Below are 17413 nucleotides of genomic sequence, written 5' to 3'. Positions count from 1 at the left end.
ATGAAGAAAATATTAGTTATAGATAATTACGACAGTTTCACATACAATCTTGTTCATTATTTAGAAGATTTAAACTGTGATGTAACCGTAGTAAGAAACGACAAATTAGCTTTAGAAGATGTTACACCTTTTGATAAGATTGTATTATCTCCAGGTCCAGGAATTCCAGATGAAGCGGGTCTTTTAAAACCAATCATTGAAAAGTATGCACCTACAAAAAGTATTCTAGGTGTTTGTCTAGGGCAGCAAGCCATTGGCGAAGTTTTTGGAGGTTCTCTAATTAATTTAGATGACGTTTATCATGGTGTTGCTACTAACGTTACAATTAGCGTTGACGACGAATACATCTTTAATAATTTAGATAAAAACATTGAAGTGGGACGTTACCACTCGTGGGTTGTAAATCCAGAATTACCAGAAGTTTTAGAAGCCACTTCTTTTGATGAAAACGGACAAGTAATGTCGTTAAGACACAAATTTTATGATGTTAGAGGCGTGCAATATCACCCAGAATCTGTTTTAACACCAGAAGGTAAAAAGATATTAGAAAATTGGGTTAACAACTAGTTAAAAAGTAAAATGAAAGATATACTCAACAGACTAATAAATCACGAAACCATCTCAACTGAGGAGGCTAAACAGGTTATTGTGAACATATCAAACGATATGTATAACCCAAGTCAAATTGCATGTTTCCTTTCGGTTTATATGATGCGTAGTATTACTATAGAAGAATTACAAGGTTTCAGAAATGCGCTGTTAGAACTTTGTGTTTCTGTTGACTTAAAAGACTTTAACGCTATAGACATTGTAGGTACTGGTGGAGATGGAAAAAACACATTCAATATCTCAACACTATCAGCTTTTATAACAGCTGGAGCTGGAGTTAACGTTTCCAAACATGGCAACTATGGTGTATCATCTACATCTGGCTCATCTAATGTTATGGAAAATTTAGGTGTGAAATTTTCGAATGATGAAGACTTTTTAAAACGTTGCTTAGATCAAGCTGGAATATGCATATTGCACGCACCACTGTTTCATCCTGCAATGAAAAATGTTGCTCCCATAAGAAGAGAATTAGGTGTTAAAACGTTTTTCAACATGTTAGGCCCTTTGGTAAATCCATCTTTTCCTAAAAATCATGTTCTAGGTGTTTTTAGTTTAGAACTGTTACGCCTATATAGTTTTTTACATCAAAATTCTGGACATAACTACAATATTGTTTATGCTCTTGATGGTTATGATGAACTTTCATTAACTGGAAAAGCTAAAATTATTTCCAATCATACTGAAAAATTATTTTCACCTGAAGATTTAGGAGTAAAACAAATACAACAAGAAGCCATTTTTGGAGGAAACACAATTGAAGATGCAGCAAATATATTTGTAGACATTATAAATGGAAAAGGAACCGAAGCACAAAACAATGTCGTTTGTGCAAATGCTGGATTAGCAATAGCCACTTCAAAACAAATTTCACACCATGAAGGCTTTGAAATAGCAAAGGAATCTTTGTTTTCTGGAAAAGCAAAAACAAGTTTAGATAAATTGATTGAGCTAAGTAAGTAATGAACATTTTAGATAAAATAACACTAGATAAGCGTAAAGAAGTTGCGCTAAGAAAAGATTTAATACCTGTTTCTCAATTAGAGCAATCTGTTTTGTTTGAACGAGAAACCATTTCACTAGCTAATAAATTAAGCAATAGTAAATCTGGAATTATAGCTGAACACAAACGAAGGTCTCCTTCAAAACCTGTAATAAATAATGGATTAAACGTTCAAGATGTGGCGAGTGGATATGAAAATGCAGGTGTTTGCGGTATGTCTGTTTTAACGGATGGCAAATACTTTGGTGGTTCTTTAGACGATTTATTAACTGCTAGAGCAAGTTTTAATTTACCGCTATTGAGAAAAGAGTTTATAATTGATGAATACCAATTATTAGAAGCTAAAGCCTACGGTGCAGATGTTATTCTATTAATTGCAGCAATTCTTTCGAGGGATGAAATAAAACAATTCTCAGAATTTGCAAAAAGCTTGAAATTAGATGTTTTATTAGAAGTACATAACGAAAAAGAACTACACAAATCTGTCATGCCAAGTCTAGATATGCTTGGTGTTAATAACAGAAACTTAAAAACTTTTGATGTTAGTTTAGACACCAGTAAAAGTTTAAGTAAGCTAATTCCTGATGACTTTGTAAAAGTATCAGAAAGCGGTATTAGTCATATTGAAGCTATTAAAGAATTACAACCATATGGTTATCAAGGTTTTTTAATTGGAGAAAATTTTATGAAAACAGATAATCCCGGAGAAAGTGCAACTCAGTTTATCAAAAATTTAGAACTATGAAACTGAAAATTTGTGGTATGAAATACCAAGATAATATAGAGCATGTTGCTTCACTGCAGCCAGATTATCTTGGGTTTATATTCTATGAAGACACACCAAGACATTTTGACACCAAAATTCCTGAAATTTCAAATACCATTAAAAAAGTAGGTGTTTTTGTAAATGAAGAAATAAGTACTGTAATTGAAAAAGTAAATGAATTCAATTTACAAGCTATTCAATTACATGGTGAAGAATCGCCTTATTACTGCAGTATATTACGTTCAACCGAATTATTTTCTGATCCAGAACCCATTGAAATAATTAAAGTGTTCTCTATTAAGGATGAATTCAATTTCGCTGCTCTAGACCCTTATGAAAATACATGCGATTACTACTTATTTGATACCAAAGGAAAATTACCTGGAGGAAATGGTTATAGGTTTGATTGGAGTCTTTTAAACAACTACCCATCAACAAAACCTTTCTTTTTAAGTGGTGGCATTGGGTTAGACCAAGTAGACGATATCAAAAAATTTAAAGAAAGTGAAGCTTATAAATATTGCTATGCCTTAGATGTAAATAGCAAGTTTGAAAAAGAGCCTGGACTTAAAAATATTTCAATTTTAAGAGAATTCATTAATAAACTTAATGATAAAAAAACTATGAATTATAATGTAGATGAAAAAGGATATTATGGCGAATTTGGTGGCGCATTTATTCCAGAAATGTTATATCCTAATGTAGAAGAGTTACGCCAGAACTACTTAAAAGTAATGGCTGAACCTGATTTTCAAAAAGAATTCAATCAGCTTTTAAAAGATTACGTTGGTCGCCCTTCTCCACTCTATTTTGCCAAACGCCTTTCGGAAAAATATAATGCAAAAATTTACCTGAAGCGCGAAGATTTAAATCACACTGGTGCCCATAAAATCAACAACACTATTGGACAGATTTTAATGGCAAAACGTTTAGGAAAAAAACGAATTATTGCTGAAACTGGAGCTGGACAACATGGTGTAGCAACGGCTACAGTTTGTGCCTTAATGGGTCTGGAGTGTATTGTTTATATGGGCGAAATTGATATTGCTCGTCAAGCACCAAACGTAGCTAGAATGAAAATGCTGGGTGCTAAAGTGATTCCTGCACTATCAGGAAGTCGGACGCTAAAAGATGCTACAAACGAGGCTATTCGCGACTGGATTAACAACCCTGTAAATACACACTATATTATTGGATCTGCTATTGGTCCTCATCCCTATCCAGATATGGTAACAAAATTTCAATCTGTAGTTTCAGAAGAAATTAAATGGCAGTTAAAAGAACAAGAAGGACGAGAAAATCCAGATTATGTTGTCGCCTGTATTGGTGGAGGTAGTAATGCTGCAGGAACTTATTATCATTATTTACATGAACCAGACGTTGGCATTATAGCTGTTGAAGCTGCAGGTTTAGGCGTAGATTCTGGTGAAAGTGCGGCAACTTCCGTTTTAGGAAAGGAAGGCATCATTCACGGTTGTAAAACACTATTGATGCAAACTAAAGATGGTCAAATCACTGAGCCATATTCTATTTCGGCAGGTTTAGATTACCCCGGAGTTGGCCCAATGCATGCACATTTATGCAAAACAGGTCGTGCAGAATTCATGTCTATTACAGATAGTGAAGCTATGAACGCTGGTTTAGAACTTTGTAAATTAGAGGGTATTATTCCAGCAATTGAAAGCTCTCATGCTTTAGCCATTTTCGAACAAAAAACCTTTAAACCTGATGATGTTGTGGTTGTTAGTTTATCTGGTCGTGGTGATAAAGATTTAGAGAACTATATAGATTATTTTAAAATTTAAATTTAAAGACTTATGCGTTAGGGATTGAGCGATTGTTGAAGCTCCTCAAAGAGAGCGACTCGTGAAAGCCCGCCCCCTTGTGGGTAACGCCCAAATAAAATTAAGATGAATCGTATTCAAAGTAAGTTAAAAGAGAATAAAAAGCTACTGTCTATATACCTCACAGCAGGATATCCAAATATTGATGATACCGTTACCATTATTCAAAGTTTAGAGAAAAATGGTGTGGACATGATTGAAATTGGACTACCTTTTAGTGATCCTTTAGCAGATGGACCAACTATTCAAGACAGTTCTACCTCAGCATTAAAAAACGGCATGACAACCGAAGTTCTTTTTAAACAATTAAAAGATATTAGAAAAACAGTAAGTATTCCACTAATTATTATGGGGTATTTCAACCCGATGTTTCAATATGGTGTAGAAGCATTTTGCAAAAAGTGTCAAGAATTAGGAATTGACGGACTAATTATTCCTGATTTACCTGTTGATGTGTATCATAACGAATATCAAGCTATTTTTGAAAAATACGGATTAATAAATGTGTTCTTAATTACCCCACAAACCAGTGATGAACGTATTAGATATATCGATTCTATCTCAAACGGATTTATTTATATGGTAAGTAGTGCCAGTACAACTGGAGCGCAATCTGGTTTTGGCAGTGAGCAAACCCAGTATTTTGAGCGTATTGCTCAAATGAATTTAAAAAACCAACAGGTAATTGGTTTTGGTATTAGTAACAATGAAACCTTTACGCAAGCCACACAATATGCTAAAGGCGCTATTATTGGTAGTGCTTTCGTGAAGTATGTCACTAAAAATGGTACTGGTAGTATTAATAAATTTGTTGATACTATTTTAGGTTAAAGTTATGAATTGGTATCTGGACATGTTTACTAAAAAGTATGCTTCATTTAAAGGAAGAACACGTCGTAAAGATTTTTGGTTGTTTCTTTTATTTAATATTACAATCACACTAGTTGTGGTGTTTATAATTAGTTTTATTTCAAATAACTTAATTAAGTTACAAGATTACGTAAGCATCATGCCTTTTATCTTTTTTATCGGATTATTAATCCCAACTTTAGCAGCCATATCCAGAAGGTTACATGATATTGGAAAAAGTGGAACTTACTTTCTGGTATACTTTATACCCTTTATTGGAGGAATATGGCTTTTCGTTTTATTAGTTTCAAATGGCGATAAAGGACCTAACAAATATGGACCAGATCCAAAAGGCCCAATTCTTGATGAAATCGACGAAATAGGTAAACCTCAAATAGAAAATTAGAATGCCGTTAAACATTGTTTTAATTGAACCTGAAATCCCTAATAATACAGGGAATATTGGACGTTTAGCTTTGGGCTCTGGCTCCCATTTACATTTAGTAAAACCATTTGGTTTCGAAATTAACGACTCAAGATTAAAACGCGCAGGTTTAGATTATTGGCAACACCTGAATGTTACCTATTATAAAAATACCGCTGAATTTTTCAAAATAAACGGCGATAAAACTATGGCTTTCCTTTCCAGCCATGGCAATAAGAACCACTGGGACATCCCTTTTAAAGATGATATATTCCTAATATTTGGTAAAGAATCTGTTGGATTACCTAAGCCTTTAATCAAAGAACATGAAAATCAACTTTTCAAAATTCCTTTATATAGCGAACATACTAGAAGTTTGAATTTAGCTAACGCAGTAAGCATTGTAGTTTATGAAGGGCTGAAACAATTACGTTAATTTTTGTGTTTTAAGTAGTTTAAATACATATTTTCAACTTTAGTCCTAGCCCAAGGCGTTCGTCGTAAAAACTTTAAACTCGATTTTACTGATGGGTTATCCGTAAAACATCTAACTTTAATAGTATAGCCCATATACTCCCAACCATAATAGGCCACTAAATCGTTTATAATCTGTTCAAGTTTTACACCATGTAATGGGTTATTTGGCTGAGATTCCATTATAACTTTTCAACTAAACTTTTAATTTTTACAGCTTTTTCAAAATGATCTAACTTATGTGTTTTAATCCACCAAGCAGCAGCCTCCATTAAGAGGTCTGGATTATCATTTTTATTTTTAAAAAAAGCATAAAAAGAAACTCCCACACCTTCACCTTTGTCAGCTATTTTCTTATCGCAAACCTCTATAATTTTGTCTTTAAGAATTTGATTCATAAAATATTAATTACGATGATCATTACCACGTCTAGGTCTTCGAGACTTATTTCCTCTATTATTGTTTCTATTTGAATTATTCTTAGAATGTGAATGACCTCCTTGGCTAGAATTGCGTCTTTGACGTCCTTGACCTTGCTTTATAGGTGCTGTAGAAGCATTAGGATCAGGCTCAAAACCTTCTATAATTTCAATAGGCAATTTCATATCAATCAGCTTTTCAATACCTCTTAAAAAAGAAGTTTCATCGGCACTCACTAAAGATAATGCTTCACCCTTTGCTCCTGCTCTACCGGTTCTACCAATTCTATGCACATAATCTTCTGACACATTTGGCAATTCAAAATTAATAACATGAGGTAATAATGGAATATCCAATCCTCTAGCTGCTATATCTGTAGCCACTAGAACCCTAACTTTTCCACTTTTAAAACCTGCTAAAGCTTTCGTTCTCGCCCCTTGACTTTTATTTCCATGAATAGCGGCAGCAGTAATACCCGATTTTACCATTTTTTCGGAAAGCCTATTTGCTCCATGCTTGGTTCTAGTAAACACCAATACTTGATGCCAGTTCCCTTCTGAAATCAGTTTAATAATCAATCCTGTTTTTAAACCTTTTGCAACTCTATAAACTTTTTGACTTATAGCTTCAACCGTTGTATTCTCTGGAGTCGCTTCAACCTGAACAGGATGATTTAAAATACCATGAGCTAACTTCTTGATATCTTTTGAAAAAGTGGCAGAAAACATCAAATTCTGACGCTTTTCCGGCATCGAATCAATCACTTTCTGGATATCTCTTAAAAACCCCATATCAAGCATTCTATCTGCTTCATCTAAAACAAAAATCTCTATGCGCTTTAACGATAATAATCCTTGACTTTGTAAATCTAATAAGCGCCCTGGGGTTGCTACTAGAACATCTACACCTTGGCGAATTGTAGCTGTCTGAGGTTTTTGATTAACGCCTCCAAAAATAACTGCACTTCTCAAATTTAAAAACTCACTATACTCGCGTACATTGGCATAAACTTGTGCTGCTAACTCGCGAGTTGGTGTTAGTATCAAAGCCCTAATTGGTCTGAACTTTTGCTTTGGGTTTTCAGAAAGTGTATGTAAAAGAGGTAATGTAAAACCTGCTGTTTTTCCTGTTCCCGTTTGTGCTGATGCCAAAACATCATGCCCCTCTAAAACAGGAGGAATTGCTTTTTGTTGGATCGGACTTGGAGTAGTATATCCTTTTTTGCTAATAGCTTTTAGCAAGGCTTTAGATAAGCCTAGAGATTCGAATGACATATAAATTGTTTATAAAACCCTTCATCGGGTATTTGAGATGACAATCTATAAATAATACCACCTCTTTAAATTAAGCTGCGAATGTACAGCAATTTTACACGATGCCCATTTGTTTATATCATTATATTAAGTTAAAGTAGATTTTATCTTCATAATATTATTTCATAATATTATTATAACATATTGCAGCATGCACATAATTTTATAATTATCATCAAAAAGAATTTCTGCGCAATAAATTTCACTCGCTTTTAAATTATAAGTAAATTGGAGGGGAAATTTTTTCAATAAAAACAAAGTAATTATGAAATGGCAAGGAAAGCGAAGAAGTTCAAATGTTGATGACCGAAGAGGACAGCGCAGTCCTCGAACTGGTTTAGGTGGTTTTAATCCTATGCTATTAGGGCCTTTAATTAAGCTTCTTTTTTCAAAAACAGGCTTAGTAATCGTTGGTGTTTTTTTAGTGATCTCCTTTGCAACAGGCAATAATCCCTTAAGTATTCTAGGTCAGTTTTTTACCGGTGGTAGTCCTCAAACCGAAAGTTCAGTGCCCTATCAAGGATCGGAAAAAGAGAATAAATTGGCTGCATTTAGCTCAACTATTTTGGCCAATACCGAAGATGTTTGGAATAGCCTTTTAAGTAATTACCGTAACCCAACATTAGTTTTATTTTCAGGTTCTGTGTCTTCGGCCTGCGGAAATGCTTCAAGTGCTACGGGTCCATTTTACTGTCCTGGTGACGAAAAACTCTATATAGATTTGAGTTTTTTTAATGATATGGAACGTCAATTAAATGCACCTGGCGATTTTGCTCAAGCATATGTGATTGCTCATGAAGTTGGACACCATATTCAAAAAATTATGGGTATTACGGATGAGATGAATAAATTGCGTGGTCAGGTTAGCAAAACCGAATACAACAAATACTCGGTAAAACTAGAACTTCAGGCCGATTTTCTTGCTGGGGTTTGGGCACATCACTCTCAGCGTATGACACAAATGATGGAAGCAGGAGATTTAGAAGAAGCCTTAAATGCTGCCAATGCTATTGGTGATGATCGATTACAGAAAAATTCCTCAGGTAGGGTGGTTCCTGATTCTTTTACACATGGTACTTCTGAGCAACGCATGCGATGGTTTAAAAAAGGTTTTGATACTGGCGATATTTCTCAAGGAGATACGTTCAGTGCTAATAGTCTTTAATCCATATTAAATTAATAGATTTCCAGAGTGCCTTCTGTCTTTTTTAAGAATGAATTTTATTCTAAAAGGAATAGAAATATCAGGTTTTACGCCATTAAGTCATCGTAAAATTGCAAACTTAATTTACCGCTGGGTATAAAGCACCTCTATTAAGCCTGTTTCAATAGTAAAACGATTCATTATCGATTGTTATTAACAATTAATTATACGCTTGAAAAAAACTATCATCCTTTTATTAGATCAGAGAATTAATTCTCAAAAAACATCTTTATCTCTCATTAATATATTAGTTTTATGTAAAATCTCATTACTTAAAAAATTTAGATTCCCCACTTCATACCAATAGACACCCTATTTCGATCCTGAAACTGCCCAAAAAGTTGATTCGTATTCCCATAGAAAATAGTGCTTTCCAATAGTAATTGCACTGAGGAGTTTATCCAATAGCTTAATTGCGGTCTAACATATCCATCTCCATGATTGTAATTTTGAATCCATAAAATATCGGCAGTTAAATTATCATTCATCATATCTCGCGATAATTTTAAGGAGGTATTTGTTTCAAATCGATCTCTATTATATACTGAGATCCTATCAGAAATAATATTACTAAACAACTGAGCACTAATTATATGTTCGCCTTTTATATAATCTATACCAAATGCCGATTTATAAACATGAGATGTTACAATACCATTATAAATATTCGGGTCTGTAGTGATAAAATTTTGATCAAAAACATAGGCAATTTCACCTCTTAACGTAGAAGAGCCTAGAACCTTATTAAAGGTTCCTCCTATTAAATGTTGTCTTTCATATTCCGGTTCAATGATTAAACTGGGACCACTTGGACTACCTAAATCCAATCTGTTATAAAACGCCGGTAAATCTTCATAATAATAAAAATAGTTTATAGAAATATCCCACCCACTCCTAAAGGTACTTAGTTTAATACCTGCATCAGAATCTTTTAGAAAGCGGGTGGGTCTATCTACTTGTCCGAAAATGGTTGATACACCTTCAGGTGGTTTGGGAAATAAACTTGATGTAAAATAAGGTGCATCAAAATTTGGAATAATGTGATATGTGTTATCGGGAATCCAAACCAATTGTACAGCAATATCATCTAAATCAAATTCACTTTTTAATGACCATAAAGGGATTCTACTATCTTCAAAACCATCCAAAATAAATTCTCTAAAATTTTGCGGGTTGACAACATCTAAAAGCTTTAGTCCATCTGTTTCACCCCAAACAATTTGTTGTTTCCCTAACATAATTCTAAAGTTTCCACCTATTTTAGTCTGATAATATAATTCTCTTAATTCAAGATTCGTTCGGTCTCCAATAAACAAACGTCTACTCCATTTAGAAACAGTATGATCTTTCGACTTTCCTGGTTCTAAATTATCATTCAACTCCGAATATACTTGACCTATAAAAACTAACTTCGATATATTATTAATACGATATGTAAATTTTGGTTTTAAGATGATTTCTGATTTTTGCATCTTATCGCCTTTAAATTCATATGAAAAATCTGTTACAGTAACTAAACTAGCCTTAAAAGCATCTTTAAATTTTTGTTTGTCTTCTTGCGAGATACTCTTTAAACATAGGAATAGGAAAATAATAACTAGGGGATATGTCTTGAACACAATTTATATTTTAATTATTACTCTAATTTTAGAAGTTGTAGTCTTATAAACCGTTGATTAAAGATTCTTTGGTAAAAGTATCATCACTGATATTTGTTTTATAATCAATATCACTGTTTAGAAATATGGTTTCATGACCCGTTTTATGATTTTTGACTACTATTTTATGATAGGTCCAAATACCCTGAACTTCTTTGACATCTTTTATCTGTATGGTTTTTAAGTGATTTTTGGCAACATCCCAACTTTCAGCTTTTCTCAACATCCAAATCTTAGCATCCACCCAAAACTTCACTTTTCCATAGCCTAATTCTTTGGCTATTTCTTCTGAAACAGGGGTGCCTTCAACAATAAAACATGCCTGACCTTCAATAGTTTCTTTGCCTAAAGTTTTGTAGTTATAATCGTCTAAACTAATTCGTGTTTCTAATTTTATATCTTCATATGTAAGGTCCGTTCCCAGAAAATAATCCCCGCGATTTGCAGCAGAAATTCGACGTGTTTTCCGTAATGCAGGCATATACAACCATTGGTCATCATCTACCGAAGGTTCTGGATAATCAAAAGTTAAAAATGCTGTCCCTTGAACGCTTCTTGGTGTTTCGTAAAATATGGCTAGACGTTTTTCTTTACCATAATACTTCCTTAAAGAAATTGTCTCTCTAATTCTAATTTTCCCACGCTTATCTTTAAGCTCCATAGTTAGCTTTCTTTTCATTGAAATCCCTTCATTCCTTTCATGTGTTTTTTTTGCAATACTTTGTCCTGATGGTAAATTTTGGGCATTAGTTCCTATCGTTACCATTATCGTTAATACCGCTAATGAAATAATTTTATATGTCTTCATAATTTAAATTGTTTTACTATTATTTTTTACTAATTCTGAATTTTGAAAAATTTGGGTTTAGTTACTAATACAATAGCTGGCAATAGAGTCATACTACCAATGAAGCTAACAGAAACAGCTACAGCAACTAGAAATCCAAACTTACTTAGTGGTGGGACTGAACTTGTCATTAAAACACTGAATCCGAGAGCTAAGGCTAAAAAATTAAATAATAAAGCACGTCCTGCAGATTTATAAAATTCAGAATAAGCCTTTTTAACAGGTAAGCCTTGGTCATTTAAAAGAAATTTTAACCTATCAACTGTATGTACTGCGAAATCGACCCCAATCCCTATGGCAATTGCCGCAAACATCGAAGTTCCAACCGCTAACCAAATATTTAGTAATCCCATGACGGTATAAATAAACAGTACAGAAATTGACACGGGAATTATAGTTAATAAACCCGCAGTAAAAGATCTAAAGCTAAGAGCGCTAACCAACAAAACAACTAATAATGCTAATCCAGCTCCTAAAAAATGATTGAACCCTAATCGATTTATCCAATATGCGTCTACAGTAACTTTTCCTGTGGTAGTTGCCTTTATAGCATCGCTATTAAAATCACGCTCCAAATATGAATTTATGGCATCGACTACGGGCTTTTCAAATTCGTACTTACCCGTATCCATACGTAATCTGATATTTGCAAGACGGTAATCGTAATCTACATAATTATCAAAATCTGTAGGATCTCCACTTGCTGAATACAGTAAAAAGTATTGAGCTATTAGATCTTTATTTTTAGGAATCTTATAATATTCTGGATTATTTTCATGCAACGATTGATTCATTTTTTTTAGAAAATCTACAATCGAAATGCTTCCTTTTACATGGGGAAACGTTTCTGCATAATTTTGTAAAGCCTGTATTTTTAAAAGATTATCAGGATTGAAAATATCTTCATTTTCTGGCGTTTCAATATAAATATCTAGATAAGACGTGCCATCTGTTTTTGAATTAATTATAGCATCAGCTTTTACTATTGGTTCTTCAGACTGGAAGTTGGTAATTCTATCTTCATTTATTTCCAGTTTAAAAGCACCATTAATTCCGAATAAAATCACTAGAAAAGCAATCCCTAATATTAACTTAGGATATCGTGTAACCCAAACTCCTACAAATTCCATTATTTTACCGAACCCATCTACACTTTTACTTGCACTGTAAGCGCGACTTGTTTGAGGTTTTACGAGCATTAGTGCAGAAGGAATAAAGAAAATCGCATATACTAAAGCTACGAAAACACCTAAAGCTCCAAATAAACCAAAATAAGTCATTGGTGGCATATAAGACGATACAGAAACTGCCAAAAATCCGGCTATTGTAGTTACGGAAGTTATTACAATGGGTCTCCACATATTTACCATGGTGTGTATAACTAATTCCTTTTGAGAATAATCTGGATGTAACGAGGCAGCCTCATAATATTCACCCAAAATATGAATACCATCTGCTACAGCAATGGCTATTAATACTACGGGTAAGCCATTGGTAATAACGTAAAAATCTACGCCAAAAGCAGCCATAGTACCTAAAGCAATTCCTACTGAAGCTAACACCATAATATTGGGTATAATAACGCCTCTTAATCTTCTATACGCAATAATTAAAATGATAGATATAACTAAGGCTGCAAATGGATTGGTCTTCATGGCATCTTCATCGATATACTTAATTAAGTAACCACTTACGGCTCCTTCGCCGGCCAAATACAATTTTGAATTATGAGATGTATGGCCATCCAACAACTTAATAAGACTCTTATAAACTTCATGCTGCTTTTTATCATAACTATCTAGCATTTCTGCAAGGATAAGTGTTGTGGTATGATCTTTTGAAACTAAACTCCCTTGATACAATTCAAAATCATCAATTGCTTCTTTTACGTCTTTAGCTGTATCAATAGACAAGTTATCAATCTCATAAAAGGGGTTTACATCCAACCCATCTTTGGTACCAACAATATTATTTTCGGTATAAAGGCTAGTTATTTGATCTGGATCAATCCCCTTCACAGTCTGAAGCGCATCACTTAATTCTTGAACTAGTTTTAGCGTCTCTACATTAAACACGCCATCTTCATTAACGATGGCTATAACCATAGGATCTTTTAATCCAAAAACGTCCTTAGTCTTATTTCTAAATCTTAGAATGGGATCATCTTTTGGCAAAAACGCATCATAACTTGTATCCTTGGTCATTTTAGGAATAAATATGGCGCTTCCAATAATAAGTAGAACACTAAAAAAAAGTATAATTCTATGGTTGGAAGTTACATAGTTGAAAAATGAAACTGCTTTGTTGTTTTTAGTTGTCATAATTGAATTTTATAATATTTTTCTGAGTACTTTTTTAAATACCATTCCAAAAGATGTTGTGTTGAGTTTACGTGAGAAGAGAAATTTTCCACTTAAAAAGAGAAACTTATTAATCCCTCCAGGTATAACTACACGCTTTTTCCCTAAAGCATTTAGTGCTTCCGTTACAACAAACGAAGGTTCTAAAGGCTTAAATGGCGTTCCTTTAAAATCGTAAACACTTGCGAGATTTGTTGCTGTAAAACCTGGTGTTACCGCTAAAACATCAATATTATGTTTGCTAAATTCTGCTGAAAGCCCTTCTGAAAAAATCAAGTTATACGACTTTGTAGCGGCATAATTTGAGATATAAGGCACACCTTGAAAAGCTACAATTGAGGACATGTTTATAATGCCTCCTCGCTTTCTATTTGCCATTTTAGTACCAAAATGATGCGCTAATAACAAAGGGGCTTTAATATTCAAATCAATAGTTTGAGTATGATCTTTTTTATTAATTTCAAGAAAGTGATTCGAGTCTTCTCGACCTGCGTTATTAATAAGTAAACCTACTTCAAGAGCTTCAGTTTGCTTTATAACATGATGAATACCTTCTTCTGTTGTTAAATCAGCAATCAATACCTTAATGCCAATTTGAAAATGCTTTATCAAGCTATTTTTTAGTTGGTGTAACTTATCCTCATTTCTTGCTACAATTATGAGGTTAAAACCCATTGCTGCTATTTTCTCTACAAATGCTTTACCTATTCCGGACGACGCCCCTGTTACAATAACCCAAGGGCCATATTTATTTTTGTTCATTTAAATTGCTTTATGTTGTATATACAACATTATGGTTAAAATTTTTTTAATTCAATTTTTGCTCTAAAGTTTTTAAGCCATATAAGCCCTCTTCTCCCAGTGTATTACATATACCATCCATTAGTGACTCCCAAATAGGTAAAATTTGTTGTAACAATACATCACCCTGTTTTGTTATTTCAATTTCTGGCCGGTAAGCATCCGTACGCGATAAAATCCCTCTACTTTCTAACAATTTTACGTTTCTACTCACAGTAGATCGTTCTAAAAATAGCGCCTCTCCTATTTTACCTTGTTCTGTTTTACCTAACTTAGACAATGCAAATAAAATGCTTAATTGACTTTCTGTAATATTAAAGTCTTTAAGCATTATTCTAAATTTGTTATCTAGGATACGAGACAAACATCTTAGTCTATTTCCAATACATTGTTCTACGTCGTATTTCATTCTTTTACATACTAAAATCAATGCAAATATATAAAAAATGTTGTAGATACAACATAAATTATTACTTTTGATAAAAATTATTAGAATGCAAGCTAAAATTAATTATAAGTTTTCAGCTAAATTATGGAAAGACGCCTCATCTGGAGGATGGTTTTTTGTATCGTTACCTAAAGACATCTCAAAGGAAATTAGAGAACACCTTAAATGGCAAGAAGAAGGTTGGGGCCGCATGAAAGCAGTTGCCATTATTAATAATTTAGAATGGAATACCGCCATATGGTTTGATACTAAATCGAATACTTATTTGCTCCCCGTAAAGGCCGAAATTAGAAAAAAAGCATATTTGCAATTAGACGACATAATTCATGTAAACGTTCTGATATGAAGAAAAACGGGGTGTTGTATTACAACAATTTCATATCACTACTCTAACAAATTTTCTTTTTAAAGTAAATATAGACCATTGTACAAATTATAAATGAAGGATTATTTAAAATCATTTAATATACTCTCAAATGATGATATCAATTTATTTGAAAGTAAAACAACTTATAAGAGAATAAAGAAAGGAGATTTTTTCATTAAAGAAGGTTATACGTGTAAAGAAATAGGGTTTGTAATTTCTGGGATATTTAGATCTTTTTATTATTCTTCATTAGAAGAAGAAGTAACTTACTGTTTTACTTTTTCCAATTCCTTTATTAGTGCTTATTCTTCATTTTTGTCTCAAACCAAAACAGCCGAGAATATTCAAGCTTTAACAGATGCTGAATTGTTAATCATACCTAAAGAAGAGATTTTAAAATTAGAGCGCTCAAATATTAATTGGTTAAAGTTTTTCAAATGCATTGCAGAGCAAGAATATATTAAAATGGAACAAAGAATTTTTATCCTTCAAAAAGAAAATGCAGAAAAGCGATACAACGATTTAATGATTAATAATCCTGAATATTTACAGTTAATACCTCTTAATTATCTAGCTTCATATTTGGGAATTACACAGCGGCATCTAAGCAGAATACGAGCAAATATCTCCTTTTAGACAAATGTCCTATAGTACCCCCTATTTACACAATACGTTTGTGTATAATTAAAAAACAAATACTATATGAAAACTATAATTTTAATTGGGGCAAATGGAAAAATTGGTCAAGCAGCAAGAACAGGCTTAAGAAATCACAAGGTTATAACCGCTGGTCACTCAACAGATAACTATGATTATAAAGTTGACATTACATGTGAAGCCTCTTTACGAAAATTATACCAAGACGTAGGTCATTTTGATGCTGTTGTAAACGCTGTTGGTACTTGTGAATACGCTAATTTTACTGAAATGACAGAAGCACAATGGATGAATACTATTTTGAGTAAAATGATGGGGCAGATCAATATTGTGCGTATAGGCCAAGAATACATCTCAGACCATGGTTCTTTCTCATTAATTTCGGGAATTTTAAACATCAAACCACTTCCAACGGCAATCGCAGATGCCACAACAAGTGGTGCCATTGATACGTTTGTAAAATGTGTTGCTTTTGAAATGCCAAGAGGTATTAGAATAAATGCTATAAACCCAACGGTAATAGAGGAAGCTTGGGGATTATATGGAGAAATGATGCCAGGATTTCAACCCGTTTCTGGTGCCTTAGTAGGAAAAGCATTTGAACGCTCTGTTGATGGGTTTATAACAGGTCAAGTCATTTTTGTGGATGCTTAAAAAAACGAATCCAAATAGAAAAAGTGGTTTGAAAGTGAATTCAAATCACTTTTTAAGTTTTTTTTTGATTATACTGTAATTTGTAAATAGCTTATTTGTGTAAACAACTTATTAATAATAATTTTATTATATCTTGAAAGAATACCTATCCAAATTTTATAAAGTAAATGAATCAATTCTAGAAGAATATATCTCTCATTGGTCAGAATTTTCAGTTCCCTAAAAATCAATAATAATGGAATGTGGCCATGTAGAGCGCTACTTATATTTTGTAAACGATGGCATTCAAAAGTCATACTATTTAAATGAAGGAAAGCAGCATGTTATGTTTTTTGCCTATTCACCATCATTTAGTGGCATTGTAGAATCGTTTCTTACACAAACACCTTCTAAATACTATTTAGAAACAATTACCGATAGTAGTTTTTTACGCATATCATATACAGAACATGCTAAACTCATAAAAATGCATAGAGAACTTGAATGCCTTTTTAGAAAAATTACAGAATCTTTTTTACTGGGTATCATTGAAAGGCACCATGAATTAATGGCCTATAATATGGAAACGCGTTTCAAAACGTTTGCCCAAAGAAGCCCTCATTTGTTTAATATGATTCCTCAAAAAGATCTTTCATCCTATTTGCGTATTGATCCTACAAACTTTAGCAAGTTAATTAACTCCATTACCATTTAAAATCTTGGTCTATACCAAGAT

General features: G+C 33.1%; 20 protein-coding genes and 1 pseudogene. 13 read left to right on the top strand and 8 right to left on the bottom strand.

The window, feature by feature from the left end:
- From Q0857_RS10760 to Q0857_RS10730, 8 genes and pseudogenes are all read left to right on the top strand, one after another.
- Positions 1 to 567, top strand: coding sequence for an aminodeoxychorismate/anthranilate synthase component II (locus Q0857_RS10760; RefSeq protein ID WP_298534942.1), 567 nt, complete (start codon positions 1 to 3; stop codon positions 565 to 567).
- Between the two features lie 12 nt (positions 568 to 579).
- A complete protein-coding gene (gene trpD, locus Q0857_RS10755; RefSeq protein ID WP_298534940.1) occupies positions 580 to 1572 on the top strand; it encodes an anthranilate phosphoribosyltransferase in 993 nt (330 codons plus the stop codon).
- Positions 1572 to 2357: an indole-3-glycerol phosphate synthase TrpC gene (gene trpC, locus Q0857_RS10750; RefSeq protein ID WP_298534937.1), complete on the top strand. Its 786-nt coding sequence runs from the start codon at positions 1572 to 1574 to the stop codon at positions 2355 to 2357. The genes trpD and trpC overlap by 1 nt, the downstream gene beginning before the upstream one ends.
- Positions 2354 to 2968: pseudogene (locus Q0857_RS16945) on the top strand (phosphoribosylanthranilate isomerase); the annotation flags it as partial. The gene trpC and the pseudogene Q0857_RS16945, both read left to right, overlap by 4 nt.
- 33 nt (positions 2969 to 3001) lie before the next feature.
- Positions 3002 to 4183 (top strand): tryptophan synthase subunit beta, encoded by a 1182-nt coding sequence (gene trpB, locus Q0857_RS16940; protein ID WP_367278092.1) that lies wholly within the window; start codon positions 3002 to 3004, stop codon positions 4181 to 4183.
- 105 nt (positions 4184 to 4288) lie between these two features.
- Complete coding sequence (gene trpA, locus Q0857_RS10740; protein WP_298534933.1) at positions 4289 to 5053, top strand: tryptophan synthase subunit alpha; 765 nt, start codon at positions 4289 to 4291, stop codon at positions 5051 to 5053.
- Between the two features lie 4 nt (positions 5054 to 5057).
- Positions 5058 to 5477: a DUF805 domain-containing protein gene (locus Q0857_RS10735; RefSeq protein WP_298534931.1), complete on the top strand. Its 420-nt coding sequence runs from the start codon at positions 5058 to 5060 to the stop codon at positions 5475 to 5477.
- A 1-nt stretch (position 5478) separates the two neighbouring features.
- On the top strand, positions 5479 to 5931 hold the full coding sequence (locus tag Q0857_RS10730; RefSeq protein WP_298534929.1) for a tRNA (cytidine(34)-2'-O)-methyltransferase: 453 nt from the start codon (positions 5479 to 5481) through the stop codon (positions 5929 to 5931).
- On the opposite strand, the gene Q0857_RS10725 is transcribed toward Q0857_RS10730, so the two are convergent.
- The 3 genes from Q0857_RS10725 to Q0857_RS10715 are packed head-to-tail and all read right to left on the bottom strand — an operon-like array spanning position 5928 to position 7663.
- A complete protein-coding gene (locus Q0857_RS10725; protein ID WP_298534927.1) occupies positions 5928 to 6152 on the bottom strand; it encodes a VF530 family protein in 225 nt (74 codons plus the stop codon). The genes Q0857_RS10730 and Q0857_RS10725 overlap by 4 nt on opposite strands.
- Positions 6152 to 6367, bottom strand: a complete 216-nt coding sequence (locus Q0857_RS10720) for a DUF6500 family protein (RefSeq protein ID WP_298534925.1) — start codon at positions 6365 to 6367, stop codon at positions 6152 to 6154. Before Q0857_RS10720 ends, Q0857_RS10725 begins: the two co-directional genes overlap by 1 nt.
- A gap of 6 nt (positions 6368 to 6373) precedes the next feature.
- Positions 6374 to 7663: a DEAD/DEAH box helicase gene (locus Q0857_RS10715; RefSeq protein WP_298534923.1), complete on the bottom strand. Its 1290-nt coding sequence runs from the start codon at positions 7661 to 7663 to the stop codon at positions 6374 to 6376.
- A 304-nt stretch (positions 7664 to 7967) separates the two neighbouring features.
- Between Q0857_RS10715 and Q0857_RS10710 the strand changes: the two genes are divergently transcribed.
- Positions 7968 to 8867, top strand: coding sequence for a neutral zinc metallopeptidase (locus tag Q0857_RS10710; RefSeq protein ID WP_298534921.1), 900 nt, complete (start codon positions 7968 to 7970; stop codon positions 8865 to 8867).
- A 320-nt stretch (positions 8868 to 9187) separates the two neighbouring features.
- Here the strand turns inward: Q0857_RS10710 and Q0857_RS10705 are convergent, their stop codons facing one another.
- The 5 genes from Q0857_RS10705 to Q0857_RS10685 are packed head-to-tail and all read right to left on the bottom strand — an operon-like array spanning position 9188 to position 14981.
- Positions 9188 to 10525 carry a DUF1302 family protein gene (locus Q0857_RS10705; RefSeq protein WP_298534920.1) on the bottom strand — a complete coding sequence of 446 codons (1338 nt, stop codon included), beginning with the start codon at positions 10523 to 10525 and terminating at the stop codon, positions 9188 to 9190.
- Positions 10526 to 10568: 43 nt separating this feature from the next.
- A complete protein-coding gene (locus tag Q0857_RS10700; RefSeq protein ID WP_298534918.1) occupies positions 10569 to 11372 on the bottom strand; it encodes an outer membrane lipoprotein-sorting protein in 804 nt (267 codons plus the stop codon).
- Between the two features lie 29 nt (positions 11373 to 11401).
- Complete coding sequence (locus Q0857_RS10695) at positions 11402 to 13732, bottom strand: MMPL family transporter (protein ID WP_298534916.1); 2331 nt, start codon at positions 13730 to 13732, stop codon at positions 11402 to 11404.
- A 9-nt stretch (positions 13733 to 13741) separates the two neighbouring features.
- Positions 13742 to 14533 carry an SDR family oxidoreductase gene (locus tag Q0857_RS10690; RefSeq protein WP_298534913.1) on the bottom strand — a complete coding sequence of 264 codons (792 nt, stop codon included), beginning with the start codon at positions 14531 to 14533 and terminating at the stop codon, positions 13742 to 13744.
- Positions 14534 to 14579: 46 nt separating this feature from the next.
- Positions 14580 to 14981, bottom strand: coding sequence for a MarR family winged helix-turn-helix transcriptional regulator (locus tag Q0857_RS10685; RefSeq protein ID WP_298534911.1), 402 nt, complete (start codon positions 14979 to 14981; stop codon positions 14580 to 14582).
- 85 nt (positions 14982 to 15066) lie between these two features.
- On the opposite strand from Q0857_RS10685, the gene Q0857_RS10680 reads away from it, so the two are divergent.
- The 4 genes from Q0857_RS10680 (at position 15067) to Q0857_RS10665 (ending at position 17392) form a co-directional block, all read left to right on the top strand.
- Positions 15067 to 15366, top strand: coding sequence for a DUF1905 domain-containing protein (locus Q0857_RS10680; protein WP_298534909.1), 300 nt, complete (start codon positions 15067 to 15069; stop codon positions 15364 to 15366).
- Between the two features lie 93 nt (positions 15367 to 15459).
- The gene (locus tag Q0857_RS10675; protein WP_298534907.1) at positions 15460 to 16023 is read left to right on the top strand and encodes a Crp/Fnr family transcriptional regulator; all 564 of its coding nucleotides are present in this window, start codon (positions 15460 to 15462) and stop codon (positions 16021 to 16023) included.
- Between the two features lie 66 nt (positions 16024 to 16089).
- Positions 16090 to 16698, top strand: coding sequence for a short chain dehydrogenase (locus Q0857_RS10670; RefSeq protein ID WP_298534905.1), 609 nt, complete (start codon positions 16090 to 16092; stop codon positions 16696 to 16698).
- 235 nt (positions 16699 to 16933) lie between these two features.
- Positions 16934 to 17392 carry a Crp/Fnr family transcriptional regulator gene (locus tag Q0857_RS10665; RefSeq protein ID WP_298534903.1) on the top strand — a complete coding sequence of 153 codons (459 nt, stop codon included), beginning with the start codon at positions 16934 to 16936 and terminating at the stop codon, positions 17390 to 17392.
- The last annotated feature ends 21 nt before the right edge of the window (positions 17393 to 17413 follow it).

Source organism: uncultured Algibacter sp. (assembly GCF_947495925.1).
Classification (GTDB): Bacteria; Bacteroidota; Bacteroidia; order Flavobacteriales; family Flavobacteriaceae; genus Algibacter_E.
The sequence above is the reverse complement of the archived record's forward strand: the minus strand, read 5'-3'. Positions and strand labels throughout refer to the sequence as shown.

Coding starts and splice junctions, on each gene's coding strand:
- Q0857_RS10760 (WP_298534942.1), top strand. CDS start 1: ATGAAGAAAATATTAGTTATAGATAATTACGACAGTTTCACATACAAT.
- trpD (WP_298534940.1), top strand. CDS start 580: ATGAAAGATATACTCAACAGACTAATAAATCACGAAACCATCTCAACT.
- trpC (WP_298534937.1), top strand. CDS start 1,572: ATGAACATTTTAGATAAAATAACACTAGATAAGCGTAAAGAAGTTGCG.
- trpB (WP_367278092.1), top strand. CDS start 3,002: ATGAATTATAATGTAGATGAAAAAGGATATTATGGCGAATTTGGTGGC.
- trpA (WP_298534933.1), top strand. CDS start 4,289: ATGAATCGTATTCAAAGTAAGTTAAAAGAGAATAAAAAGCTACTGTCT.
- Q0857_RS10735 (WP_298534931.1), top strand. CDS start 5,058: ATGAATTGGTATCTGGACATGTTTACTAAAAAGTATGCTTCATTTAAA.
- Q0857_RS10730 (WP_298534929.1), top strand. CDS start 5,479: ATGCCGTTAAACATTGTTTTAATTGAACCTGAAATCCCTAATAATACA.
- Q0857_RS10725 (WP_298534927.1), bottom strand. CDS start 6,152: ATGGAATCTCAGCCAAATAACCCATTACATGGTGTAAAACTTGAACAG.
- Q0857_RS10720 (WP_298534925.1), bottom strand. CDS start 6,367: ATGAATCAAATTCTTAAAGACAAAATTATAGAGGTTTGCGATAAGAAA.
- Q0857_RS10715 (WP_298534923.1), bottom strand. CDS start 7,663: ATGTCATTCGAATCTCTAGGCTTATCTAAAGCCTTGCTAAAAGCTATT.
- Q0857_RS10710 (WP_298534921.1), top strand. CDS start 7,968: ATGAAATGGCAAGGAAAGCGAAGAAGTTCAAATGTTGATGACCGAAGA.
- Q0857_RS10700 (WP_298534918.1), bottom strand. CDS start 11,372: ATGAAGACATATAAAATTATTTCATTAGCGGTATTAACGATAATGGTA.
- Q0857_RS10695 (WP_298534916.1), bottom strand. CDS start 13,732: ATGACAACTAAAAACAACAAAGCAGTTTCATTTTTCAACTATGTAACT.
- Q0857_RS10690 (WP_298534913.1), bottom strand. CDS start 14,533: ATGAACAAAAATAAATATGGCCCTTGGGTTATTGTAACAGGGGCGTCG.
- Q0857_RS10685 (WP_298534911.1), bottom strand. CDS start 14,981: ATGAAATACGACGTAGAACAATGTATTGGAAATAGACTAAGATGTTTG.
- Q0857_RS10680 (WP_298534909.1), top strand. CDS start 15,067: ATGCAAGCTAAAATTAATTATAAGTTTTCAGCTAAATTATGGAAAGAC.
- Q0857_RS10675 (WP_298534907.1), top strand. CDS start 15,460: ATGAAGGATTATTTAAAATCATTTAATATACTCTCAAATGATGATATC.
- Q0857_RS10670 (WP_298534905.1), top strand. CDS start 16,090: ATGAAAACTATAATTTTAATTGGGGCAAATGGAAAAATTGGTCAAGCA.
- Q0857_RS10665 (WP_298534903.1), top strand. CDS start 16,934: ATGGAATGTGGCCATGTAGAGCGCTACTTATATTTTGTAAACGATGGC.